Genomic DNA, 24,219 nt, shown 5'->3' with positions numbered 1-24,219 from the left:
TTATTTCTCTCCGTGAGCACGATAGATACGCCATTTCCCGGGATTTTCCTGCACAAGGTCGAAATACGGGGAAGGAGTTGTCAGGGGTAGATGCCATAGTCCATCACTCGGCACGACCAAAAGTGTCCGGCAGTTATATTCATCGCGGAGAATTCGAAAATCATCCGCGCGTGTGTCAGATCCGAAAACGCGGTGGATCCGATCTGAGATGATGACTATTTCATCTTTCGTTGTATCTGAGGCAAACGCATTGAGATAAAGCCAGCCAGGCGTACAGGTATTTCTATTGCTAAGCATTGCCCACGAAATGCTTCCCTCCCAAAGGGTGAGATGCTCCTCATAGGTAGGATTGAAGGCGACGGCTTCTTTGTTTGGCGTTACATCTGCAACGGCTTTCCACATATCCTTATCTACCGACAGCATGCGCTCAGATTCTTCGTTAGGTGAGCCATAAAGGATCTGTGTTGCAGTTATTCCCACGGCGAATGACAAACCTGTGAGAAGAGCTGGCATGAGTGCGATAATACTGACGATGAGTACACACGTTTTTCGAATGTGCTCAGAAAGAATGCGCGCAGAGACAATTGTCATGGCCATTACGCTGATCAGGACACAGCGCCAGCCAAGATCGTTTGTAGAAATCACGCTGTGAAGAATTTGTGCGACCAGAAGGGGAAGAAAGCACGCTGCGACGATTGATTTCTCTTTGAGGCTCCAGGGGGCATGTACTGATCGACGATACCAGACCCAAAGAATGGAGAGGAGGTAGATGATTCCGAAATATAAAGGTATCAGAAATGTCCAATATCCAATAAAATTCAAGATATCAGAAGATCTGGAATGTGATGAAGAAAATACCGGATATATCCATGTTGCAATAATTTTTCCCGATTTCATTCGGTGGGCTTGTTGCATGGCTATTGGCGCGACAGCGGCAAGGGATACAAAGCCTGAAAGAAAGATATTGCTATAATATGATTTATTTTTTGTGCGACTGAATGACATCAGGACAATGGCGAAGATAACCGGAAGCAGTCCCGTGAGTCCGACCCATACGGAGCAATGGTAAGAGAAGGCAACCAGTAGCCCTGAGACTACGGAAACGACTGGCGTGAATGCAGAGGCCTGCACGAGGCGGACAAATAATATCAGGGCAAGGCACGCTGTCGTGGCGCTGAACAGGTGCTGCGGGACCCAGACGCTTTGGACAATCCAGGTTTCCAAGGGGTGTTCCGGGACCAGGATTTCGTTTCCCCTCTGGCCGAGAACAAAAGAGAGAAACGGCGTCACTGAGGACAGCAGGCTGAAAAGGAGCACAATCCACGTCGAGGAATTCCGTCCGGAAAACCGCAACGCCGCCCACCCCATGAATATCAAGGAGAGGAAGGCGGTAACACCAGTGAATACAATATCGGTTGCCCATCCATTGCAGCCGCTGAGAAGCGACGCTTGGGCTGCGAGAAAATACCACCCGTAGTAGTAATTCAGATATGGAGAGCTGCCGGCTTTGGTCAGGAACGGATTGCGGACAGGTGTGCCGTTTCGCACCATTTCATCAATGATAACCACCTTTTCGTGGTCGAATATCGGAGCCCCAAAGCCGATGCCGTGGTGAAAGAAGTGGGGAGAAACAGCATAGGCCGGAATGAGGCTGAGACCAGCAGCAGCAACAATCCATAGCCAGCTCAGGCTGCCGCAAGGCTGTTTGTCCGGTAGCTGGATCCATCTGTCGCCTATCCAGCAGCCGGTGATGATAAGTCCCGCCACGAGGATGACAGCGATGGGGTTAAACGGACAGAGGAGGAAGACGGGCAGAGATATTGCCCCGATCAAGGGAAGGCCTAAAGACGGGGAGAGAAATATTCGGTTTCGAATATTCGAATCCAGATAGCGAGATAAAGGATATCCTGCGAGAAAGCCTGACCCTGCAAATATGAACAGTATTATGAGAAAATGGATGGGGTCAGGAAGAAAAGAATGCATATCAAAAGACATCATGTTTCTGGTGGGGTGGAGAGCGGCGCGATAATCTTCTTGCTTATGAAGTGATCGTTTATCTTATCTGTAGTCTTTTGTCTAATCACCAGTGTCTCTCCAATATCCTTTTTTGACACTTTTGCTTTGTATGATTTTTCACGGTATTGAAATAGAGAAAAGCGATTTATAAATATGTCTGTTCTTCAAGTCATATTGTGGCGTATAAGTCTTACAATATTAGTTCAAATAATAGCAGTTTATTATTTGTTATCAGCACGATGTATATAAAACTCATCTCTCCGCCTGGGTAGTTCCAAAGATAATACCGCAGGATATGTCCTGCTTGTGGCGGGGTTTTAGCCACGCTGCGTGACCAGGAGAGCTGGTAGAAGTCGAGTTGTCGTGAGCCTATCCAGGCCGCGTCTGGGCTTGGAAAGACAATTGAGGGCAAATAGTTTCTTCCGCTGTCTTTCCGCTCGAAGGAGTTGAAGGGTTCCAGCAACTTCCTGCGCGACGCAGCGAACTAGACTCTCACCTGCTCGCAACCGACAAGGCTTAAGTGGTGAAGAACCCTCAGATGTAACGCGTCTGTGTGCACTGATCTGTCTCTGACCGGTGCGCTGTCTCGCGTTAACTCAGATTTCGACGACAGATCAGATGGCGAGACTCAGCGTGGGGCGACCCAGCCATTGCCGGAGGCATCGCCGAGCTGGCCGCTCTGGACCGGGCTGCTGTTGGAATAGGCAGAACCGAATTTGCTGAGATCGGCACCCGTCACGGCATCGCGCTGCACGTTATCGGCGTGATCGGGGTCGGGACCGTGGTTGAATTCGGTGCTGGGCGTTTCCTGATAGCCGGGGGGCAGGGAGTGACGTCCCTTGGCGGTCAGATGTTCGCCTTTGCCATGATACTCGACGCCGCCGTCATTGGTCGTGCTCTGCGGGGCATGAGCGTCATTGGGGGCATTCTGTCCCGTGAACTGGGCCCAGGCCGTACCGGCTGGCAGGGCGATGAGAGTGGCGGCCAGAAAGGCGCCGCGTCGGAGCTTTGGCATCGAAGCATTCCCTTGCAGTTTCGTCCCGTTTCGCATGGCGTACAGGAACGGTGGTTGCCAATTCGGAAATAAGCCCGATCTCTGGCGCTGTAAGAACGTCAAGTAAGCGGTGAGGCGGGGGGCGGCAAGAGTCTATTATGATGGATGATCTGTTCACTGCCCTTCGCGCATCCAAGGTCCTTGCGCCCGGGGCGGTGTTTTTTCCCGGCGCTGCCGCCTCGCATCAGCAAAACCTTCTGGCGCAGGTGAATGATGTCGTGTCGCAGGCGGGGTTGCGACAGCTCATGACACCGGGCGGGCGTCGCTTTTCCGTTGAAATGACAAATTGTGGCTCGCTCGGCTGGCATTCAGATGAGGCCGGCTATCGTTACGAGTCCCGAGACCCGCTTTCCGGCAGGGACTGGCCAGCCTTGCCGCCTGAGTGGATCACTTTTGCGCGTGACATGGCGGCGCAGGCGGGTTTCGATGGGTTCGAGCCACAGGCCTGTCTTCTCAACCGCTATGTTCCCGGTGCGCGCATGGGGCTGCATCAGGACCGGGACGAAACGGCCTTCGATTCCCCGATCGTTTCTGTTTCACTGGGGTTGCCAGCGCAGTTTCTGTTCGGTGGAGGCGAGCGCTCCGACCCCGTTCGCAAATTGCGCCTTGTGAGTGGCGATGTGGTGGTGTGGGGTGGTCCCTCCCGTCTTTTCTATCACGGGATTGCGCCATTGCCCCCCGGTCATCACCCCCTGACGGGCGCCTGTCGCTGGAATCTGACCTTCCGCCGTGTCTGTGCCGAGGATAGCCCCTAGGCGGCACGGATATTCCGTTTCATACTAGCCCCCCTCTTTTTGAACCGAAGGAAGACGCTCTCATGCACCCGAACCGCGAACCCGCCCAGCACGCCGGCTGGACGCCGTCGAGCTGGCGGTCGCACCCCATTCGCCAGGCACCGCATTATCTGGATGCAGCCGCGCTCGACTCTGTCGAAGCCCGACTGCGGCGCTATCCGCCGCTGGTGTTTGCTGGCGAGACGCGGCGCCTGAAAAGCCAGCTCGCCAAGGCGGCGCGCGGCGAGGCGTTCGTTCTGCAGGGCGGGGCATGTGCCGAGAGCTTCAACGAGTTCACGGCTGATATCGTGCGCGACACGTTTCGTGTGCTGCTGCAGATGGCCGTCGTGCTGACTTTTGGTGCCAAGGTGCCGGTCATCAAGATCGGGCGCATGGCCGGGCAATATGCCAAACCGCGCTCTTCCGACACTGAAACGCTCGATGGCGTGACGCTGCCCTGCTATCGCGGCGATATCATCAACGGACCGGAATTCACCGAAGCCGCCCGTCTGCCCGATCCGGGCCGTATGGAAACCGGTTATTTCCAGTCTGCGGGTGTCATGAACCTGCTGCGCGCCTTTGCTTCTGGCGGCTATGCAAATCTGCACGAAGTGCATCGCTGGAATCTGGGCTTCGTGAAGCGTTCGCCTCTGGCCGAGCGCTATCAGGATCTCGCCCAGCGTATCGACGAGACGCTGTCCTTCATGGGGGCCTGCGGCTTCAACCAGAGCGCACCGCAGATCAACGAAACCGAATTCTACACCTCGCATGAGGCGCTGCTTCTGCCTTACGAGCAGGCCCTGACGCGCATCGATAGCCTGAGCGAGAACTGGTACGACTGCTCGGCGCATTTCCTCTGGATCGGCGACCGTACGCGTCAGCCCGATGGCGCTCATGTCGAGTTCCTGCGTGGTGTCGGCAACCCGATCGGCATCAAGGTGGGTCCGACAACGACCCTCGATGACCTCGAAAAGCTGCTGGATATCCTGAACCCGAAAGACGAGGCCGGGCGTATCACCCTCATCTCGCGCATGGGTGCGGGCAAGGTGGGCGATTTCCTGCCGCCGCTTCTCGACAAGGTTCAGGCCAGCGGCCGCACGGTCACCTGGCTCTGCGACCCGATGCATGGCAACACCATCACCACGGCAGATAAGGTCAAGACACGGTCTTTCGACTCCATTCTGGGCGAGGTGAAGGGCTTCTTCTCGGTGTTCCAGCAGGCCGGTCTGCGACCGGGTGGCATTCATATCGAGATGACAGGTCAGGACGTGACGGAATGCGTCGGCGGCGCCCAGTGCCTCACCGAAGCCGATCTGGCCGGGCGCTATGAAACCTTCTGCGATCCGCGGCTGAATGCCGAGCAGTCACTCGAAATGGCCTTTCTGCTCGCTGAAGAGCTGACAGGGCATTTCCGTGATCATGGAGTGCTGCAAAAATGAGCCCGAACCGGCCCGATGAAGAAAATACGGCCATCAAGGCGGCGGTCAGCCCGAAACTCGCTCTGACCAAAAGTGAGATCGCGGCGCGCACCGATGCGTATTTCAACCGCACCCAGGCCATCGTCTCGCATTTCGGCGAGTGCGAAGTCACTTATGCGCTCTTCATCCGTCGGCCGGTTATCGCTGCCCATGGTCTGATGATCGAATGGCTCGAAAACGTTGCGCGCGAGCAGGGTTTTTCGGTCGCAATCGAGATCGTGACACCGGAAGGCAGCTGGGTCGGGGCAGGGGAGCCACTGGTCTATCTGACCGGCCCCTTCACCCGAATGGCCCCGCTTGAGACATTGCTGCTTCAGAAGCTCGGCTCTGCCTGCGTCGCAGCCCATAATGCCTATCAGATGGCGCTCGCGCTGCCTGATGCGGCGTTCCTTGCCATGGAAGCACGGCATTGTGCCGGTTTCGAAATGCAGGAAATCATGGGCTACGCGGCCTCCGTAGGTTCGCGTGCCGCACGACGCGAGGGGGCCAGGGGCTTTATCGGCTGCGCCAATGACGTGACTGCCGGTTTCTTCGGTTGCGAGCACGGGCTGGGTACCATGCCTCATGCCCTGATCGGCTATGCCGGTTCGACCCTGCGTGCTGCCGAGATGTATCACGAGGTCTATCCGAACGACCCTCTGGTGGTGCTCGTCGATTATTTTGGCCAGGAAATCACCGATGCCCTGGCCGTCTGCCGTCGCTTTCCTGAACTGGCAGCGGAAGGGCGCATCAGCGTGCGTCTCGACACCCATGGCGGGCGCTTCATCGAAGGGCTCGACCCGCAATCTTCCTACGGCGTGCTCGAGCGTCATACGCCGGGCACGATCAGGCGCTATCGCTCCGATCACGAGCTGAAAGACCTCGTCGGCACAGGGGTGTCGGCAGCGGCTATCTGGTGGATGCGCGAATCGCTCAACGCCGCCGGTTTCACGGAAGTGAAGATCATTGTCTCGTCCGGTTTCGGCCTTGAGAAATGCATGACCATGCGCGACTCTCATGCGCCGCTTGATGTGGTCGGGACAGGATCTTTCATTCCGGTCAAATGGAACGAAACCTATGCGACAGCCGATATCGTTGCCTATGACGGCGAAAAGCGTGTGAAGGTCGGGCGTGAGTTCCTCCTGCAGAAAATCCCGTCCAGAACAAAGGAGAATGAAGCGTGAGTAGTTCTGAAGCAGAGCCCGATCGCGGCTGGTTTGTCCGCATTCTCGATAATTCGGGCGGTGCGGAAGAGGGGATCGTAGAGGAGGTCAAGGACTTCCAGGATCTCGCCCATGCCAATGCCTATGCGCGCGCCTATGTGCGTGACAGCATCGAGCGCTGCCGTGTCGGCGGCGCTGTCGGGCGCGAAGTTCTCGAATCCTGGTTCTCGTTCGGTGAAGACGCGATCGTTGTCGAAGCAGGCGATGATGGCTGGAAATCGGCTTCAGAGCTTGAGGATTTTGCGGCAACGCCCGCCTCTCCCATGGAACGCGACTGGCGCACCCTCGACCCGCGCCGTCTCGTGGAAGACGACGAGCAGGTCGAACTCTGATGGCTCTCGACCGCCGTAAACTCCTTCTCGCCGCAGCGTCACTCGGCATGGCTGCGCCTGTGTCAGGTCTTGCCGCAACCGTGCTGCCACCCACCCCCGCACCGCAGAACGGCCTCTCGGATCTGAGCCGACTGCTTGCATCCCTGCCGCGGCGCCGCCAGTTCACCACCGTGCCGCGCCTGCTTGATCACCCCGATCTATGGGACGATGTGGCCTTCGATGCGCTGCTCGCCTATCGCGGCCAGCAGAAAATGCTCGGCACGGGCACGTCGCTGGCAGGTAGCTGGCCGAGCGAGGCGCAGAACCTGCTCAACAGCGAGATTTTCTCGTTTGTTCACCCCGATGCCTTGCTGGTGATGGCCTTGTGGGGCGAAGCGCAGCTCGCGCTCTATAACGAGGCTGCCTGGTCCCATTTCGATCTGGCCAAGCTGGTTGCCCCGGGCCAGACCGCGTCTCCACTGCATCAGACACCGGCAGGCACATCGCGCCATCATCAGGATGAGCAGGGTGCCTATGGCGCTGCAGGGCGCAGCATTCCCGCGCTCCAGGCGCGTGGCGTTGTCTTCCTGGCCTGTCATAACGCCATCTGGGCGCATGCAGGCAGGCTGATCGCCCTCGGCGCCGGGCCTGCAGGGTTGAGTCAGGAGCAACTCGCCGCAGAACTGACGAATGCGCTCGACCCGCGCGCCATCGTGACGCCAAGCGCGCTGGGCGCGTTGGCAGAGTTGCAGCGAGCCGGGTTCTCGCGGATTTTCTGAGAACCCCCCGGTTTTCTGAACATCCGGGGGTGCAGAGGCTCTGGCAAATTGCCGAAGCGCTTGGCATAGAAGCAGCATGAAACTGCGCTTCGCCCCCAGCCCGACCGGCTATCTTCATGTTGGCAATGCCCGACTGGCCATTGCCAACGCCCTGTATGCCCGCAACCATGGCGGCAAATTCCTGCTGCGTATCGACGACACGGATGTCGAACGCTCAAAGGCGGAATACGAGCAGGGCATCAAGACCGATCTGGAATGGCTCGGTCTGGGCTGGGATGAAATCGCCCATCAGTCACAGCGCCTCGACCGCTATGCGCTTGCCATCGAGGCCCTGAAGGCGTCAGGGCGTCTCTATCCGTGCTTTGAGAGCGAGCTCGAACTCGCTGCCAAGCGCGAGGCCCGTCTCAAGGCGCGTAAACCCCCCATTTATGACCGTGCAATGCTGCGCCTGACGCCTGAGCAGCGCGAGCGGGCAGAAGCCAATGGCAAGACGCCCTATTGGCGCTTCCGCCTTTCAGACGGCCACAAAAGCTGGCGCGATCTCGTCATGGGCGATCTGTCGGTCAAGCTCACCGCCATATCCGACCCGGTTCTGGTGCGCGCGGACGGCACGGTGCTTTACACGCTTGCCTCGGTCGTCGACGACATGGAGCTGGGCGTGACCCACATCATCCGTGGTGAGGATCACATCACCAATACCGGCGTCCAGCTCGATATCATCGAGGCGCTGGGTGGCAGACCGAACCGCTTTACCTTTGCCCATCTGCCCCTGCTTCTCGATGAGGGCGGTGGCAAGCTGTCCAAGCGCTTTGACGCCCTTTCGCTGCGCGCCCTGCGTCATGACGGCATGGAGCCGCAATCGGTCGTTTCCTATCTGTCGAAAATCGGCAGCTCTGACGACCCGGTGCCGATGACGCTTGAGCAGTCGATCGCGAGCTACGACCTGTCTCACGTCTCGAAATCGGCAGCGCGCTTCGATATGCAGCATCTGCTCGGCCTCAATCGCCGTCTGCTGCACAGCCTGTCCTTCGAGGATGTGAAAGCACGTCTGCCGAAGGGCGCCGATGAGGCCTTCTGGAACGCCATTCGGGGCAATGTCGATCTCACTGGCGAGATCGCGTTCTGGTGGGATGTGGTGCAGGGCGAAATCGCGCCCCCCGCTTTGAGCGATGAGGCTGCCTTCCTCGCTCAGGCAGAGCAGACCCTGCCCGAAGCGCCTCTGGACTCCGAGAGCTGGAAGCTCTGGACCAATGCCCTCAAGGAGGTTTCGGGCCGCAAAGGCAAGGCCTTGTTCCACCCGCTGCGTCTTGCCCTGACAGGAGAGGATGCGGGCCCCGAGCTTCATGCCCTTCTGCCTCTGATGGGTCGTGAGCGCGTCATCCGGCGCCTGCAGGAAGCAGCCCTGACCTGAGAAATCGGGGGGCGCCGTCATGACTGACGATCCGGCTGAGAAGGCGGAGCAGGGCAAGGTGCCACCCCCGGAAGCCCTTGGGCTCCTGACCGACTCAGCTGATGGATTGCAGGATCGCGCGCGCGCCTCTGTGACGCGCGTGGGGATTGGAAGCAATTTCTGGACCGATCTCTATCATCATGCCCTGACCACCTCGTGGCCCCGCTTCATGGGGTGGTCGACTGTTGCCTATTTTGTCATCAATCTGGCTTTCGCGCTGCTGTATCGGCTGTGCAATGCGCGCATCAACAATGCTGCGGATCTCGATCTGCTGTCGCTGTTCTTCTTCAGCGTGCAGACGCTCTCGACCGTCGGCTATGGCGTCATGGCCCCAACGGGCCATATGGCCAATGCCCTTGTCTCGATTGAGGCCCTGCTGGGTATGATGATCAATGCGCTTTCGACGGGCGTGGTCTTCGCACGGTTTTCGCGCCCGCGTGCGCAGATCGTTTTCAGCAAGGCAGCGGTCATCAGCAAGCGTGCGGCCCCGCCTGTCCTGTGTCTCAGAATAGCCAATGCGCGAAAGAGCGCTGTTCTGGCGGTCGATGCCGAACTCTCCCTCTCGCAATTCGTGATTGGCGAGGGCGGTTATCCGACACGCATCTTCACGCCGCTGAAGCTGCTGCAGTCGCGCATGCCGGAATTGCGGTTCATCGAGACACTGGCGCATCCCATCGACAGCAACAGCCCCCTCGCACTGCTCAACCGTGAGCAGCTCGATGCGACCTATGCCCAGATCCTGGTCACTGTGCGCGGCACCGACGAGGCCACGGGTCAGGCGGTGCTGTCGCAACATGCCTATGAGCCAGCCCGTATTCTGGCGGGCAGGCGTTTTGTCGATATGGTCTCGCAGGACAGTCAGGGAAACTACCTGATCGATTATCGACGTCTGCATGTGCATGAGCGGGAACCTGCATTCGACAGCTGACGCCCAACCGTTTCAGTGAAAAGCGCGCGCTGGCCTGACCCTGCTGCTGGCGTGGCAGGTCAGAAGCCTGTCGACACCGCGCTACGTTTTTCATCTCGCAACAGGTTGTTTTCAGGAAGAGTAAATAAAAAATTCATATAGAAACGCTTATTGCGTCAAAATTCATTCAGAAACGCAACCATGAAAAACAAGAAAAACTATTGTTAAATATATAAGTCATTACAACATATATTTCACACTACATACTTGTTTCGACATAAAACTATTCTCAAACCGCATTAAGTCATGCGCGCCGGATGTGCGTCAGCATGAGCGATGCCCCGGTTTTCGTGCGGATCGAAGAAAGCCGGAAGCCTCGACTGGGCAAAATACAGTCGGGCAGGGGCGGGAGAAATGTTTGTGTTGAAGGGTAAAAGACTGTGCCTGGTGTTTACGTTTCTTTGCTGCACCGGCTCTGCCTATTCCGCGACCAAAAGCGACAAGAAGTCACAGGCACATGACCGGGCCCACGCCGCTGCCAAGCAGAGCGCAGCGACACCCGTAGCGAAGACAGACTCTTCCGGTCAGGTCAAAAAGTCGGCCTCCAAGAAAACCGTCATGCTCAAGAGTGACCCCGAGAGCATTGACGTGACGGCGCAAAAACACGCCAGAAACTTCCAGAAAGACCCAAGCTCGGTCACGGTCTTCTCGGCAAAACAGCTCGCCAATCGTCATGTCGTCTCACTGACCGATCTGGGCGATGGTTCCATCCCGTCGCTGCGTATCGCGCAGTTCTCGGGCCGCAACTCGGCGCTGGTCGTCAATATCCGTGGCGTGGGTGTGTTGGGTGACAGCAACCAGCCTGCGCGCGATCAGGGTGTGGGTGTCTATATCGATGGCGTCTATGTGGCCCGCCCGCAAGCACTCGGCACAGCGCTTTTCGACGTCGAAAGCATGGAAGTGCTCAAGGGCCCGCAAGGCACGCTCTTCGGGCGTAATACCGAAGCCGGCGCGCTCAACATCATCACGCGCAGGCCGACCGGCAAGTTCGGCATGCGTCTTCTCGGCGGGTTCGGCAATTACAATAGCAACAAGGGCGAGCTGCATCTCGACCTTCCGGCATTCCACGATCTCGCCATCAAGATCGACGCCGTCACGGCCCATCGTGCGCCGCTGGTAACGAACCCCCTGCCCGACACGGGTGGGTTCAACCAGTATGACAAGCACGGCTTCCATGTCGAAGCGATGTATCACCCGGTCGATAATTTCACCGCCGATTATGCCTATGATAATTCCTATGACAGCACGACCACCCTGTGGATGCAGCTGCTGAAACCGGGGACCAACAAGCTGGCGCAGATTGCCCAGCTGCAGACGACCCGCGCCAAGCACGCCTTTGTGGGCGTTCCGGAGGAGCCGAGCATCGGCAAGACCAACGGCCACCGCATGACGCTCGACTACAAGGCCATCCCGCAATATCTCTCCTTCAGATCCATCACGGCCTATCGCGAGCTGAGCCAGAGCCAGTTCGATAACGGTATGGCTGCAGGCAGCATGTCCAACACGAGCGGCAAATTCACCGGGGTAAGCTTTGCGCGCAACTCGCTTGCTGGTTTCTGGCAAAACCAGATCAGTCAGGAAATTCAGGCTTTCGGCCATACCAAACGGCTGAAATATCAGGGCGGCCTTATCTATTTTCGCGAGCATGCCGCCGATAACGCGCAGGCATTTTACACCAATCAGTTCACCAATGCTTCCGGCAGCGAATACAAGCTGCTCACCGGTCCAGCCTATGATGACTGGGCTCTTCAGCCCATCGACCGCGCCAGCCACGTCACGTCCAAAAGCTGGGGTGTCTATGGCAATGCGGTCTATACGCCGCCCATTCTCTACGACAAGCTGCATCTGACGGCAGGGCTTCGCTGGTCGCATGACGGCAAGCATGGCACGCTCACCACGGTCAACAACAGCGCCCCCATCAACACGGCGGGTGTCTCGGGTCCGATCGATTTCGATGCGGCGTGGTCACGTGTTGATCCACTGCTCGAAGTCAGCGGCGATCTGACAAAGCGCGTGCTGCTTTATGGAAAATGGAGCACAGGCTACAAGCCCGGCGGCGCCAATTCACGCGCTCAGGATTACGAGGCTTTCGGGCCTGAATCGGTCTCGATGTTCGAATTCGGCTCCAAGACCGAGTTTCTCGACCAGCGCGTCCGCTTCAATGTCGCGGGATACTGGGGTGACTACAAGGACATCCAGGTTGATTTCAGCAAGCCCTATCAGATCGGCAACCAGCTCACGACGCGCACCACGACATCGACCATCAACGCCCCCGGTCATGGCGATCTGAGTGGTGTCGAAGCCGAGCTGAATGTCTCGCCCATGCGCTATCTGACAGTCGGCTTTTCCTACGCCTATAACTATGTGCATATCCCGCCGACCGCGAACCCTTATCAGAACTCGCTCGGCGTCATCAGCACCATGCTCGTGCCGATCTACCAGAACTACACGCCCGCCCATTCGGGCAGTTTCCAAGTCGATTACACGCGGCCGTTTCATGGCTTCACGCTTCTTGCCCATCTCGATGGCAATATCGACAGCGGCTATTATGCCAATACGACCGATCCGGTTTATCTGGGTGTTGGCAACGCGAAGAACGTCTATCAGCCAAAGGGTGATAGCGGTCTGATCGTCAATGGACGTATCGCTATCTCGAATGTTCAGCTGGGTAATACCGGCACCAAGGCGACGTTCTCGCTGTGGTCACGCAATCTGTTTGCCGAGCAGCACGCCTATTTCAAGTCTCTGGGCGTCACGACCGGTCTGCAGAGCTATTTCAACGAACCGCGTCAGTTCGGTGGTCAGGTCGAACTGGCCTTCTGAGTGCGACAGCTGCGGGTGCGGTTCTGCTCATCCGCAGATGTATCGCCTGTGTTGGAAGCCTGATGGCATCCCGGCAATGCTCCGGTGCCGCCAGGAAGGAGCGCATGCAGGGTGACAAATCCCTGGCATGCGCGGCCACATCGGGCGCCAGGCACCAGGCACCAGGCACCAGGCATCAGGCTTCGGGCACGTCTTCCGAAAGGGCCTCTGCCTGGGCTTTCAGACGATGAAAGCTGCGCCGGCTGAAGGGGAGGATCAGCAGATAGATCAGCCCGGCAGCTGCAAGGGCCAGCCAGGGATCGGCCAGAAGAATGGCGGCATAAAGCAGCGTGCCGAGCATCAGCGGCAGCACATAGCGCGATGCGATCTTGAAGTTCTTGAACGACCAGACGGGCAGGGTCGAGACAAGAAGAGCCGCCGTCAAAATCAGCGCTCCGGCCGCCAGTATGGGAGAGCGGGCAATGGAATCGAGCAGGGGCCAATGCATCTTTTCGGCTTCAAGGCCAAGAAAGATCGGAAAAAGCACAATACCCGCACCTGCCGGGGCAGGGACGCCCGTGAAGAAATTATAGGAATATTCCGGCTTTTCCTCGTCATCGAGGCTGGCATTGAATCGAGCCAGACGCAGCGCCATGCAGACGGTGAAGAGAATGCAGGGCACATAGCCATAGCGGCCACCGTCGCCATGCAGCGTCCAGAGATAGAGCAGGAAGGGCGGTGCCACGCCAAAGCAGACGAAATCCGACAGCGAGTCGAATTCGGCGCCAAAACGCGATGTGCCATGCAGCAACCGGGCAATGCGGCCATCCAGCCCGTCGATGCACGCTGCAATCACCAGCGCCACAGCGGCATAGGAGAATTGCTGCTCCAGCCCGTAGCGCAGGCTGCTTAGCCCGGCGCAAAGCCCGAGCATGGTCAGCAGATTCGGAATCAGCCGGTTGAAGGAGGGCCCACGCACACGCACACGCCGGGGGCGGATGCGCCTCAGGCGACGGCGCTTGCGCCCCGGTCGCGTGGCGCCGCTTTCCGGGTTGTCAGATCTGGACACCGGAAGATCCGGCGCGGGCGTAAGGGGCGCTTCCGACACGGGCGACCGCGGATCAGAGATGGGCTATGACGGTTTCGCCGCCGACCATGATCTGCCCGGTGCTCACCAGAGGCGTCACGCCGGGCGGCAGATACAGATCGGTGCGCGATCCGAAGCGGATCAGGCCGAAGCGGTCGCCGGGTTCCACTGTGCTGCCTTCTTCGACATAGCAGACGATGCGGCGTGCAATCAGGCCGGCAATCTGCACGATCGCCATGTGGCGTCCGTCTTCAAGCGTCAGGCGTACTTCATTGCGTTCGTTCAGGTCCGAAGCCTTGTCCAGGCTGGCATTGAGAAACTGACCGGCATGATAGGCAATCTTCGTTACCGTGCCCGCGGCAGGCATACGATTGATATGGACGTTCAGCACCGAGAGGAACGTGGCCACACGCCAGACCGGGTCGCTGCCCATGCCAAGCGCTGCCGGGGGCGTCGCCAGCTCGACCGAAACCACGCGGCCATCAGCCGGTGCCAGAGCCAGATCGGTCCGCGCCGGCGGGAAACGCTTCGGATCGCGGAAGAAATACAGGCAGAAAGCAAACCCACCCAGCGCCACATTGCCGATCAGGCGTGTGGCCCGCCAAGGCGTCGCACGGCCCAGAACGGTCAGGCCGCCTGTCAGCGCGAGAAACGGGATGGCTGCGCGATGCGGCGGAGCCAGAACGGATTTGATCGATTGAATCAGGGACATGAGCGCAGTCTTACGACACCGTGGTTTGCGGTCAAGCTTTTGGGACAGAAGGCCGGAAATTCGGTGCTTCTGGCAGGTCGGATCAGGTTTTTGCCGAGCCGGCGAGCGTCGTGACGCGGCGCGCAAAATTCAGCGAGGCGCGCTCGGCTTCCACAGGCATGCCGGAATAGAGATCCTTGCAGGCCGTCACCAGATGCACCCCGCCGAGGCGGCGCCCCAGAAGGCTGAAAAGCCTGTCCCCCATGAAACCGGCCTGCTCGCCAAGCGAGAGCAGCCCCGGCGGCGCACTCAGCGCTGTCGAGCTGGCTTCGGCACGAAACAGGGCGCGTTGCAGCACGCGGTCAAGCTGCCCCGTCGAGAAGGGGCTTCCGTGCCCGAAAGGAAGCGTATCATCCTTGGCGGCCAGCCCGGTCCGGTTGGGCACGACCAGAACGAGCCGCCCGTGATCGGAGAGGAGCTTCCACACAATACGAAGCAGCGGGTGCGGGTCCAACAGTTCCAGGCCATGCATCAGAACCACGAGATCAATGCTCAGATCATCGAAAGGAAGCGCATCGGCAGCAACAACACAGCCCGGCCAGTTATGCCCCGCCGCAGAAGGGATACCCTGCCGTCTGGTCAGGGGAGTGTCGAGCCGCGCCGAGGCTACCCACTGCGCCTGGCTGAGGGCGCGCCATTGCGAGAGCACAGGCGCTGCATAGCCAACCCCCAGAACCCGAAGGCCTTTCGGGTCCGGCAGAAGGGGCAGAAGCCGCGACATCAGCAGAGACGTCACCTGCTCACCCCGTCTGCTGGCATAAAACCCGGCGGCGTCTGACGGCACGGGCAGGGAAGGACGCGTCTGCATGGCGTCACGCTACCCCGAACGGCAGGCAGGGGCCAGAGCAAGAAAGAATGCTTCAACCGTCGCAACCGTGATCGACCGATAGGCAGTCAGGCTGATGCGTTCGGAAATGAACGAGCGTAACATCTCAAGAGTTAGAATGATCAGAACCATGTTGGGCAACAGACAGGTCTGTGAAAAGAGGAGGACACCGCCATGAGTCTTGCTGTCAGGGCAATTCCCTATGCACGGGATAATTATGCATGGCTTCTGACCGACCCTGCGACAGGTGTCGTGGCCATTGTCGATCCGGGTGATGCCGATGCGATCAGCGCCGTGATCGGCGATGGGCGTCTCGATCTCATTCTGCTGACCCATCACCACGCCGATCATATCGGCGGTGCCGAGGCCCTGCGCCAAAAATATGGCGCGCGTATCGCTGGTGCCGAGTCCGATTCTGCCCGCCTGCCGTCGCTCGATCTGCTGCTGCATGATGAGGACCGCATTGCGATCGGTCATGATCTGGGTGATGTGATCGCAACTCCCGGCCATGCGCGCGGCCATATCGCCTTCTATTTTCGCTCGGTCCCGGCCTTGTTCTGCGGCGACACGCTGTTCAGTCTCGGCTGCGGGCGTCTTCTCGAAGGCACGGCGGAAGAAATGTTCGCAAGTCTGCACCGTTTCGACGCGCTGCCCGATGAAACGCTGGTCTGCTGCGGGCATGAATACACGGCTGCCAATGCGGCGTTCGCCCTGTCACGCATGCCGGACAACAGGGCGCTGCAGCAGCGTGCAGAAGAGGTTCAGGCGTTGCGCGCGCAGGGTCTGCCCACCCTGCCGGTCACGCTTGGCGTCGAGCGGCAGACCAATCCGTTTCTGATGGCACCCGATGTCGAAACCTTCGCGGCCCTGCGTGCGGCCAAGGATCATTTCTGAGGAAAGGAGGGACTCCCATGCCCGATTTTACGCTGGCCGATCATGATTTCGATGCGATCATCTTCGATTGCGACGGCACCATCGCCGACACCCTGCCCGTGCATTACCTTACCTTCAAGGAGGCGCTCGGCGAGCACGGCCATACGCTCGATGAGGCTTGGTACCATGCGCGCACGGGCCTTTCGAGCGGCAAGCTGTTTACGGCGTATGAGCAGGCCCATGGCGTCACACTCGACCGCGATGCCCTGCTTACGCGCTCACGAGCGCTCTATGAAAATCATCTCGATACATTGCGCGAACACGGGTTTGCGGCAGATATCGCCAGAAGCCAGTTCGGGCATGTGCCGATGGCCGTGGCCTCAGCCGGGCAGAAGAGCGTGGTGACGGCAACGCTCAGAACGCTCGATCTGCTCGAACTCTTCGAGCATGTCGTAACGGTAGAAGATGTCAGCCGCCCCAAACCGGCGCCTGATCTTTATCTGCTCGCAGCTGAAAAGCTTGGGGTTGCCCCGCAAAGATGTCTTGTCTTTGAAGACACCGATGAGGGGCTCGAGGCAGCGCGTGCTGCCGGGATGGACGCCGTGGACGTCCGCCCTTTCACCATTGGTGAAAAATAACGATCCTGATTGCGGTCGCGACCACGGCGAGGGTCGCGACCCCGCCTGCCCAGAGCCCGACAAACCACCCGAGACGGGCCAGGAACGAAGAAGACGCTGTAGTGGCAGGCATGATCAGGCTCCCTTAGTGGTAGTGATGGTCAGCGGTCACGGTGCCGCGGAAAACCCAGTAGGAATAGATCGTGTAGGCGAGAATGATCGGCAGCAGGATCGAGGCCCCGGCAAGCAGGAAGAGCTGGCTCTCGGGCGGCGACGAGGCAGACCAGATCGTGACTGTCGGCGGCACGATATAGGGCCAGACATTGATCCCGAGCCCCGAGAAGCACAGGAAGAACCAGCCAAGCGCACAGAGGAACGGTGTCAGGCGGGTGGTTGCCTTGCGCAGTGACAGGAAGAACAGCGCCGCCAGAACAATCACGGCGACAGGTACCGGCGCCACCCAGATGATCTCGGGGAAATCGGTCCAGCGATGCATGTATGTGGCGTGCAGATAAGGCGTCCAGACCGAGACAATGGCGATCAGGACCAGCATGGCGATGCCGAGCGGGGCCGAGAGCCGCTGCATGACAGCCTTCAGATCGGTCTCGGTACGCCAGACCAGCCATGTGGCACCGAGCAGCGTATAGCCAACGGCAACCGCGAAACCGCAGAAGAGCGGGAAGGGGGCGACCCAGTCCCAGGCGCTGCCGACAAACACGTTGTTCTCGACCTTCACGCCAAGGATCAGCTCACCCAGGATGACGCCCTGCATGATCGAGGCCACAAGTGAGCCGAGGCAGAAGGAACGGTCCCAGAAGGTCGTGCCGAAAACACCGCTCGCCTTGACGCGAAATTCGAAGGCCACGCCACGCAGGATAAGCGCGAGCAGCATGAACAGGATCGGAAGATAGAGCGCTGGCAGAATGGTGCCATAGGCAACCGGGAAGACACCATAGAGCGTGGCGCCCCCGAAGATCATCCAGGTCTCGTTACCGTCCCAGACAGGGGCGATGGTGTTGACCATGACATCGCGATGATCCTTGCGATGTTCACCAAGAAACAGGATGCCGATACCCAGGTCGAACCCGTCGAGGCAGACATAGATGAAGATGGCGAGGGCGGCGAGGGTTGCCCAGATAATAGGCAACCAATAGGCGAGGGTGTTCATCGAGACGCTTACTCCGCCGGGTGATGAGAAATTTGGGTGATGCCTGCAGCACGGTGCGGCTGATCACGCGGGGGTTCGTGCTCGTCCGAGCTGGGCTCCTTGGCGAAGTCGCGCAGCAGAATGCCGATACCGGCGGTAAACACGATGAAATAGACGATCACGAAGGCGACCATCGATATTTCCATGTTCGGCAGCGTCACGGGGGAGACACTGTCGACAGTGCGGAGCAGGCCATAGATCGTGAAAGGCTGACGGCCGACTTCCGTGGTCACCCAGCCGCATAGCAGCGCAATGAACCCGGCAGGCGTCATGAGCAGCGCACCGCGCAGCAGGATCGGGTTGGTATAGAACCCGCCCTTCCAGCGCAGGAACAGCGAAAAGAAGCCGAGCAGCGTCATGAGGCTGCCAAGGGCCACCATCACACGGAAGGTGTAGAACACGACGTACATCGGGGCGCGCTGGTCCTTGGGGAAGTCCTTCAGGCCCGGCACCTTGCCATCGAGGCTGTGCGTCAGGATCAGCGAACCCACGAGCGGAATGCCGATCTTGTAGCGTGTGACCTCATGCTCCATGTCCGGCACGCCGAAAAGCAGTTCCGGGGCGCGGCTCTCGGATTCCCAGTCACCCTCCATGGCTGCAATCTTGGCTGGCTGGTATTTCAGCGTGTTCAGGCCATGGGCATCACCGGCCAGAATCTGGAGCGGGGCCACGATGGCGGCCATCCACATGGCCATCGAAAACATGACCTTGACCGCATCGGTCGGCGCGCGGTTCTGGCGCTTGGCCTTGAGCAGATGCCAGGCACCGACGCCGCCAACGATGAAGGCCACGCACAGGAATGCGGCCAGAGCCATGTGCACAAGACGGAACGGGAAGGACGGGTTGAAGACGATGGCAAACCAGTCAGCCGGCAGGAAGCGGCCGGTTGCGGCATCGATCTTGTAGCCCTGCGGCGTCTGCATCCAGGAATTCGAGGCCAGAATCCAGCTCATAGAGATCAGCGTGCCGATCGAGACCATGCAGGTGGCAGCAAAATGCAGATGCTTGCCCACGCGGTTGAGGCCGAACATCATCACGCCGAGAAAGCCTGCCTCAAGGAAGAAGGCCGTCATGACCTCATAGGCAAGCATCGGGCCGAGGATCGGCCCTGCTTTCTGGGAGAATTGCGACCAGTTGGTGCCGAACTCGTAGGACATGACCAGTCCCGAGACGACGCCCATGGCGAAAACGACCGAAAAGACGCGCAGCCAATATTTGAAAAGGTCGAGATAGACGGGCTTGTCGGTCTTGAGCCACAGGCCTTCGAGCACAGCCAGAAACGCGGCCAGACCGATGGAAAAAGCGGGAAAGACGATATGAAATCCGACGGTAAACGCGAATTGCAATCGTGCAAGGAAGAGGGCACTCAAATCGGGCATTGCAGTGATCCGCGGCCATCAAGGCCAGTCGTGAAGGGGAATTGGAAACAGCATCCGCCATAAGGCGTCAGCTTCCCCTCCGGTTCATCGAGAATGCCCTGTTAATATCGCGAAGATGTGATTTTGCAATGAAATGTCATGGCGGCTCACTGGAAAAGGCAGATCGAGCTGGTCCGGTATCCTTGCCGTTTGTTCATCGAGCGCCTTGAATAGCCTTGCATATTCCGGGTCGATACGAAGCGATTGCGGGGCATGGGCGATCCCGTAACGAACAAAGCCCTGCAAGCCTGTCAGATGGGCCCAAAGCGTCCCTTCGCCTTCATGGGAGAGTGTCCCTCTGGCGATGCATGTCAGTGGACCGAGGCTGAAAGACGCCGCCTGAATTAAATAGCGTCCATTTCCCATATCATGGGTCATTTGCGGCCCTGACTCGCGATCATCGCCGTTCAGCGCGGTCACGATGAGATGCAGGTCGCGAGGGGGAGGCAGCAGGGCAAGAAGCGCCTTCAGACGCCCCGGTGACGCGCTCACAGCCGCGTCGGGCAGAGTTTGATCGGGCAGGGTCTGGCCGGGAGCCGCGCCGTCAGGGGCAAACTGGGGCAGCACTGTTTGCGCGCGCAGGTCGACAGCCCAGGCAGAGCTGCCCGGCCCGTTCTGCATGCCGGGGATCAGCCGCGCCGTCAGTGTCTGGAGCGAGAGCGCTTCGATCCCCTCGATGGGCAGCCCGGTAGCCGTGACGGTTTCCGCAGCCAGGGTTGCGATGCGCGTCGAGGGGATGAAACGACCGTGCAGTGCCCCGGTCGTCAGCGAGAGGGTTTCACTCAACCTGACGATCTGCGTCCCTTCAGCGGTGAAGGAAAGCGAGAAAGGATGAACCGGGCTGGTTGCGATGCTGAGCTGCACGCCCGCCCAGAGGCGGCTTTGCGGCCCTGCAAGGATAGGCCGATTGAAAACGATCTGCGAGCCCCAGGGACGCCAGAGGACGCGCTTTTCCTGCCAGGTGAGGTGCCACCCTCTGGAGTCGAGCTGAGAGGGCAGGGCAGCGAGCTGGCGGTCGAGCCTGACAAGGCGCCAACCGTCCGCACCGATCGCGGCGAGCAGCAAGATCGCAACAGAAAATGCGGCGAAGAAGAAGGGTTTTCTCACTCGAGTAAACCCCCGCGATTACTGCGCAACTCGGGATCTCCACAGGCCGATTTCACACATCTTTCGAGAAAGAGCACAATTTATCCCCAGAGGTGAGACAGAGCATGTGACAGAAAGGAAAAGACTCTTCGACTGGGGGCTATGAAAGCGCAAATGCCTGTGTTAGATGCCGCCTCCGCCCGTCTCTGCCGGGACAATATCGGGACAAAACCCAGCATTTAAGGCGATTGTCCCTTGACTCGCTTTCCGGCCCGCCAGATCAGGCACTTATGGAGCAGGCGGCGTTTTCTCCCCAATCCATACCCCGCTTCCTAACAGGTTAGTCTCTGCTCAGCGAGGCGAGTCCACAGAGTTATCCACAGGGCGTGGCAATCCGTTTTCCACACACAGGGCGTCCCAGGATTTGTAGATCGAGTCGATCAGCGAGAGTCGTCCGGCATTGGCGGGAAGAGGCTTGCCGATGGCGATGACGATCTCGCCGGGGGTCATGACCCAGCCTCGGCGCGGCCAGTGCAATCCGGAATTGGTGGCTACCGGGATCACCGGAGCAGCGGCCTGTTTGGCCAGCGCCACGATCCCGGGCTGCAATGCAGCACGTTCGCCGGGGCGGGTGCGTGTGCCTTCCGGAAAGATCACGATCTGCCGCCCTTCGTCGAAATGCGCCTGGGTTGCCTTCATGAGGGCGCGCAGGGCCTTGGCACCTGCTGCGCGCTCGACAGGCACCATGCCCGAGAGCAGCAGCATCGGACCGATGAAGGGAATTCTGGTGAGTTCCTGCTTGATGACATAGGCTGGGCGCCTAACCAGAACCATCCAGATGAAGCCGTCAAAATAGGCCTGGTGCTGGGATGCGATCAGGCAGGCGCCGTCTGGCAGGTTCTCTGCTCCTGTGATGCGTACGCTGACACCACAGAAGAATTTAAGCCCCTTGAGTGTGAGCGATGACCAGAGCTGCGCATAGCGCAGCGCGGCCTCCTGACGGCGGAGGGCGCGTATCGGCAGCGCGCCCAGCCCCATCACCAGGGTCAGGATCACGAAATAGATGATGAAGAAAAGGGCGCGTATCCGGTTCATGACCTCTCCCAGTGCCGGCTCTGTATCCGATCGTCACCAGCGCCCTTCTCATCTGCGCTGGCTTGCGGGGCAGGCGCACATGGTCTGGATGGGCGTCCCGATCCGGTCGGTCGATTCCGTTCGATCCGAGAAGCTCTAGAGCAACAGGCGCCCTGATGGAATTATGTGCGGGGACGCTCGTGCCGAAAAAGAGGCAATCCTTACGGTCACGCCTCGGGTGTCACCGGTCGCCTTACGCTGGCGGTGTCAGGTTGATCCCGCGTGAGAGGCCGAGATGGGAGCCGATCCATTTCATGTATTCATGAAACAGAAGCCTGAAAGTCGCTCTGTCGGGGCTACGCCTGAGGGCGGGCGAGCGCACCGGAAAAGGATGCAGCACCACACCGGGTGCAGCGCGATGCAGTTCGAGCATGGCGCGCCGGATATGATAGCCCGCCGTGACCACGAGCAGCGAATGGATACCATTCCTGGCAGCCCATTCTGCCGTTTCCGAGCCATTGCCGATTGTCGAAACCGCTCTGCGCCCCAGTGTGATTCGCGAGGCCAGCTCGGAGGTGAGGGTGATGGGGGCATGCTCGGCCAGTTGAGCGAGCGTGGCATGGGGGCCAACACCGGAAATGAGCAGCTTTCTGCCAATGCCCTTGTCGAGCAGTGTAAGCGACGCCTCTATCCGGTCGCGCCCGCCTGTCAGGGCGACGATGCCGTCGCAATGAACCGGCTCGGATAACGGGTGAAGCGCGTCAGCACAGAACCAGGCGAATCCCGCACACCAGGAGAGCGCAAGCACGAGAACCAGAAACGGCAACGCCAGCCAGAACTTCACGGCAGCCTCCGCAACCACAGCCGAACCGTCGAATGAGCGACGGTGAAGCTCAGTAGAGCGACCAGAATCGGTACGCAGGCCAGAGACTGGAACAGCGGTTGCGGCAGGTTGGTCGACACGGAGAGCCACTCAGAAAGGCCTTGAGGCCATAGTGATAGCCCGATGCTGTGCTGATCCATGAAGGGCAGTATGAGCCGGTGCAGAACCGCGAGTGTCGCACCGCCCAGGACCGTGCCGAGCACGCCGCCAGCAAGGCCAAGCCCCGCGCTGCGCCAGGCGATGCGCCGCGCAATCAGGCCGTCACGGGCACCAAAGCCGTGAAGGATCTCGATCGTCCGGCGTCTGGCGATCAGTGTCATGCGCACCGAGAGTGTGGTTACCCCCGCTGTGGCGAAGCCGGCAAGGAGCACCGCCAGCCAGGCACAGGCCTGAAGGCTATGGCCCAGAAGGGTTAGCCTCTCGCCCCATTTGGCATTTTCCTCAAGAATGGCAGAAGGGGCGACCGTGTCGAGTATGGCAGGCAGGTCGGTGGCCGGCGCTCCGTCCTTGCGCGTGACAGCCAAAACGACTGGCAGATCCGACAGCTCACCCTGCATTGCTCCAAGCCATGGGCGCAAAATGGCGCGAATCTGCGCTTCCGGCAGGGTTTCGACGAGCGCAATGCCCGGATCGCTCTGTAAAACGGCGCTCAGCTTTTTCGCCGTTTCTCCGGCATCGCCCGTAAAGTCAGGTATTTCGATCGTGACATGATGCGCTGCGCCATTTTCCCATTCTCGCGAGAGGCTGCGGGCGGCATTCCATCCACCGAGCGCGAGGGCAGCAATGGCGGCAACGGCCGCAATGACCGGAATCAGCCCATGGTCGCGCCTGCCGAGATGCAGGCCATCGGGGAGGACGCGCCTCATCGCGCCGCCACTCCTGCAAGACGGCCATTTTTCAGCGCGATGCAGGGGTGGTTCACGGCACGAAGCAGGGCTTCATTATGGGTCGCGACAATGACGGTTGTGCCTGACCGGCTCAGGGCCTGCAGAGCGTCGACAAGCTGCCAGCTCTGCTCTTCGGCAAGGGCGTTTGTGGGCTCGTCGGCAAGAAGGAGAGAGGGCCGCATGACAAGCGCACGCGCAATGGCCACACGTTGACGCTCGCCGCCGGAGAGCTGGTCAGGCAGGCTGCTTTTCTTGCCACCCAGGCCAAGCCAGTCGAGAATGGAGACGATCTCGCTTTCGATCGCCTCAAATCTGGCGCCTGCCAGTCGCAGGGGAAGCGCAATATTGTCGAAGACATCCAGCTCTGAAAGAAGGCGGAGATCCTGCGGGATAAAGCCGATCTTCTGCCGTAGCTGGGCGCGTTGTCGCCGTTTGGCGCTTTTGACATCGACACCCAGTATCTCGGCGTGCCCCTCACAGGGCAGGGATTCCAGATGCATCAGTCTCAGGAGGCTCGACTTGCCGGCGCCGGATGGGCCGGTCAGCCAATGGAAACTGCCCTGGGGGATATCGAGGGTTATCCCCTCCAGGACCGGGCGCCCCTGTGCCCGGCGGCCTCTTTCATGCCGATAGCTCACATTGCGAAACCGGATCATGAACGGCCCTGGATCATGAACG

At 59.5% G+C, this 24,219-nt stretch carries 23 protein-coding genes; 10 read left to right on the top strand and 13 right to left on the bottom strand.

From position 1 onward, the window contains the following. Both AAID99_RS07295 and AAID99_RS07290 read right to left on the bottom strand, forming a co-directional pair. On the bottom strand, positions 1-1,998 hold the full coding sequence (locus AAID99_RS07295; protein ID WP_498493540.1) for a hypothetical protein: 1,998 nt from the start codon (positions 1,996-1,998) through the stop codon (positions 1-3). Between the two features lie 646 nt (positions 1,999-2,644). Next, positions 2,645-3,031, bottom strand: a complete 387-nt coding sequence (locus AAID99_RS07290) for a hypothetical protein (protein ID WP_498493539.1) — start codon at positions 3,029-3,031, stop codon at positions 2,645-2,647. Positions 3,032-3,168: 137 nt separating this feature from the next. Between AAID99_RS07290 and alkB the strand changes: the two genes are divergently transcribed. The 8 genes from alkB (at position 3,169) to AAID99_RS07250 (ending at position 12,853) form a co-directional block, all read left to right on the top strand. Continuing rightward, on the top strand, positions 3,169-3,825 hold the full coding sequence (gene alkB / locus AAID99_RS07285; RefSeq protein WP_498493538.1) for a DNA oxidative demethylase AlkB: 657 nt from the start codon (positions 3,169-3,171) through the stop codon (positions 3,823-3,825). 62 nt (positions 3,826-3,887) lie between these two features. Next, on the top strand, positions 3,888-5,282 hold the full coding sequence (locus tag AAID99_RS07280) for a class II 3-deoxy-7-phosphoheptulonate synthase (RefSeq protein WP_188425937.1): 1,395 nt from the start codon (positions 3,888-3,890) through the stop codon (positions 5,280-5,282). Further along, positions 5,279-6,484 (top strand): beta/alpha barrel domain-containing protein, encoded by a 1,206-nt coding sequence (locus tag AAID99_RS07275; RefSeq protein ID WP_498493537.1) that lies wholly within the window; start codon positions 5,279-5,281, stop codon positions 6,482-6,484. The genes AAID99_RS07280 and AAID99_RS07275 overlap by 4 nt, the downstream gene beginning before the upstream one ends. After that, entirely contained in the window at positions 6,481-6,855 is a 375-nt protein-coding gene (locus AAID99_RS07270) for a hypothetical protein (RefSeq protein ID WP_188425935.1), read from the top strand. Before AAID99_RS07275 ends, AAID99_RS07270 begins: the two co-directional genes overlap by 4 nt. Further along, positions 6,855-7,613, top strand: a complete 759-nt coding sequence (locus AAID99_RS07265; protein WP_498493536.1) for a thiosulfate dehydrogenase — start codon at positions 6,855-6,857, stop codon at positions 7,611-7,613. The genes AAID99_RS07270 and AAID99_RS07265 overlap by 1 nt, the downstream gene beginning before the upstream one ends. A gap of 76 nt (positions 7,614-7,689) precedes the next feature. Further along, entirely contained in the window at positions 7,690-9,024 is a 1,335-nt protein-coding gene (gene gltX / locus AAID99_RS07260) for a glutamate--tRNA ligase (RefSeq protein WP_498493535.1), read from the top strand. Positions 9,025-9,043: 19 nt separating this feature from the next. Next, entirely contained in the window at positions 9,044-9,991 is a 948-nt protein-coding gene (locus AAID99_RS07255; RefSeq protein ID WP_188425932.1) for an ion channel, read from the top strand. Positions 9,992-10,417: 426 nt separating this feature from the next. Next, positions 10,418-12,853 (top strand): TonB-dependent receptor, encoded by a 2,436-nt coding sequence (locus AAID99_RS07250; protein WP_498493534.1) that lies wholly within the window; start codon positions 10,418-10,420, stop codon positions 12,851-12,853. A 175-nt stretch (positions 12,854-13,028) separates the two neighbouring features. On the opposite strand, the gene AAID99_RS07245 is transcribed toward AAID99_RS07250, so the two are convergent. From AAID99_RS07245 to AAID99_RS07235, 3 genes are all read right to left on the bottom strand, one after another. Further along, positions 13,029-13,811, bottom strand: a complete 783-nt coding sequence (locus AAID99_RS07245; protein ID WP_188426271.1) for a CDP-alcohol phosphatidyltransferase family protein — start codon at positions 13,809-13,811, stop codon at positions 13,029-13,031. 142 nt (positions 13,812-13,953) lie between these two features. Further along, the gene (locus AAID99_RS07240) at positions 13,954-14,679 is read right to left on the bottom strand and encodes a phosphatidylserine decarboxylase (protein ID WP_332362575.1); all 726 of its coding nucleotides are present in this window, start codon (positions 14,677-14,679) and stop codon (positions 13,954-13,956) included. 34 nt (positions 14,680-14,713) lie between these two features. Next, positions 14,714-15,478, bottom strand: coding sequence for a class I SAM-dependent methyltransferase (locus AAID99_RS07235; protein ID WP_498493532.1), 765 nt, complete (start codon positions 15,476-15,478; stop codon positions 14,714-14,716). Between the two features lie 192 nt (positions 15,479-15,670). On the opposite strand from AAID99_RS07235, the gene gloB reads away from it, so the two are divergent. Both gloB and AAID99_RS07225 read left to right on the top strand, forming a co-directional pair. Then, the gene (gene gloB, locus AAID99_RS07230) at positions 15,671-16,390 is read left to right on the top strand and encodes a hydroxyacylglutathione hydrolase (protein ID WP_498493531.1); all 720 of its coding nucleotides are present in this window, start codon (positions 15,671-15,673) and stop codon (positions 16,388-16,390) included. 17 nt (positions 16,391-16,407) lie between these two features. Beyond that, the gene (locus tag AAID99_RS07225; RefSeq protein ID WP_498493530.1) at positions 16,408-17,007 is read left to right on the top strand and encodes an HAD family hydrolase; all 600 of its coding nucleotides are present in this window, start codon (positions 16,408-16,410) and stop codon (positions 17,005-17,007) included. Here AAID99_RS07225 and AAID99_RS07220 read toward each other — a convergent pair. The 8 genes from AAID99_RS07220 to AAID99_RS07185 all read right to left on the bottom strand — a co-directional run bounded on the left by AAID99_RS07220 (position 16,988) and on the right by AAID99_RS07185 (position 24,197). Continuing rightward, complete coding sequence (locus AAID99_RS07220; RefSeq protein ID WP_188425926.1) at positions 16,988-17,119, bottom strand: DUF2474 family protein; 132 nt, start codon at positions 17,117-17,119, stop codon at positions 16,988-16,990. The two genes, AAID99_RS07225 and AAID99_RS07220, sit on opposite strands and share 20 nt — an antisense overlap. A gap of 12 nt (positions 17,120-17,131) precedes the next feature. Continuing rightward, positions 17,132-18,154 (bottom strand): cytochrome d ubiquinol oxidase subunit II, encoded by a 1,023-nt coding sequence (gene cydB, locus AAID99_RS07215; RefSeq protein WP_267312539.1) that lies wholly within the window; start codon positions 18,152-18,154, stop codon positions 17,132-17,134. An 8-nt stretch (positions 18,155-18,162) separates the two neighbouring features. Beyond that, positions 18,163-19,572, bottom strand: a complete 1,410-nt coding sequence (locus AAID99_RS07210; RefSeq protein WP_498493529.1) for a cytochrome ubiquinol oxidase subunit I — start codon at positions 19,570-19,572, stop codon at positions 18,163-18,165. Between the two features lie 84 nt (positions 19,573-19,656). After that, positions 19,657-20,718, bottom strand: coding sequence for a hypothetical protein (locus AAID99_RS07205; RefSeq protein WP_498493528.1), 1,062 nt, complete (start codon positions 20,716-20,718; stop codon positions 19,657-19,659). A 330-nt stretch (positions 20,719-21,048) separates the two neighbouring features. Next, complete coding sequence (locus AAID99_RS07200; protein ID WP_188425922.1) at positions 21,049-21,792, bottom strand: lysophospholipid acyltransferase family protein; 744 nt, start codon at positions 21,790-21,792, stop codon at positions 21,049-21,051. 232 nt (positions 21,793-22,024) lie between these two features. Next, positions 22,025-22,615 (bottom strand): YdcF family protein, encoded by a 591-nt coding sequence (locus tag AAID99_RS07195; RefSeq protein WP_229719706.1) that lies wholly within the window; start codon positions 22,613-22,615, stop codon positions 22,025-22,027. Then, positions 22,612-23,520, bottom strand: coding sequence for a cell division protein FtsX (locus AAID99_RS07190; RefSeq protein WP_498493527.1), 909 nt, complete (start codon positions 23,518-23,520; stop codon positions 22,612-22,614). Before AAID99_RS07190 ends, AAID99_RS07195 begins: the two co-directional genes overlap by 4 nt. Then, positions 23,517-24,197: a cell division ATP-binding protein FtsE gene (locus tag AAID99_RS07185; RefSeq protein ID WP_188425920.1), complete on the bottom strand. Its 681-nt coding sequence runs from the start codon at positions 24,195-24,197 to the stop codon at positions 23,517-23,519. The genes AAID99_RS07190 and AAID99_RS07185 overlap by 4 nt, the downstream gene beginning before the upstream one ends. Positions 24,198-24,219 lie beyond the last annotated feature (22 nt).

This window comes from Asaia sp. Ae19-3, assembly GCF_059801175.1.
This window is presented reverse-complemented; position numbering and strand designations above follow the sequence as displayed.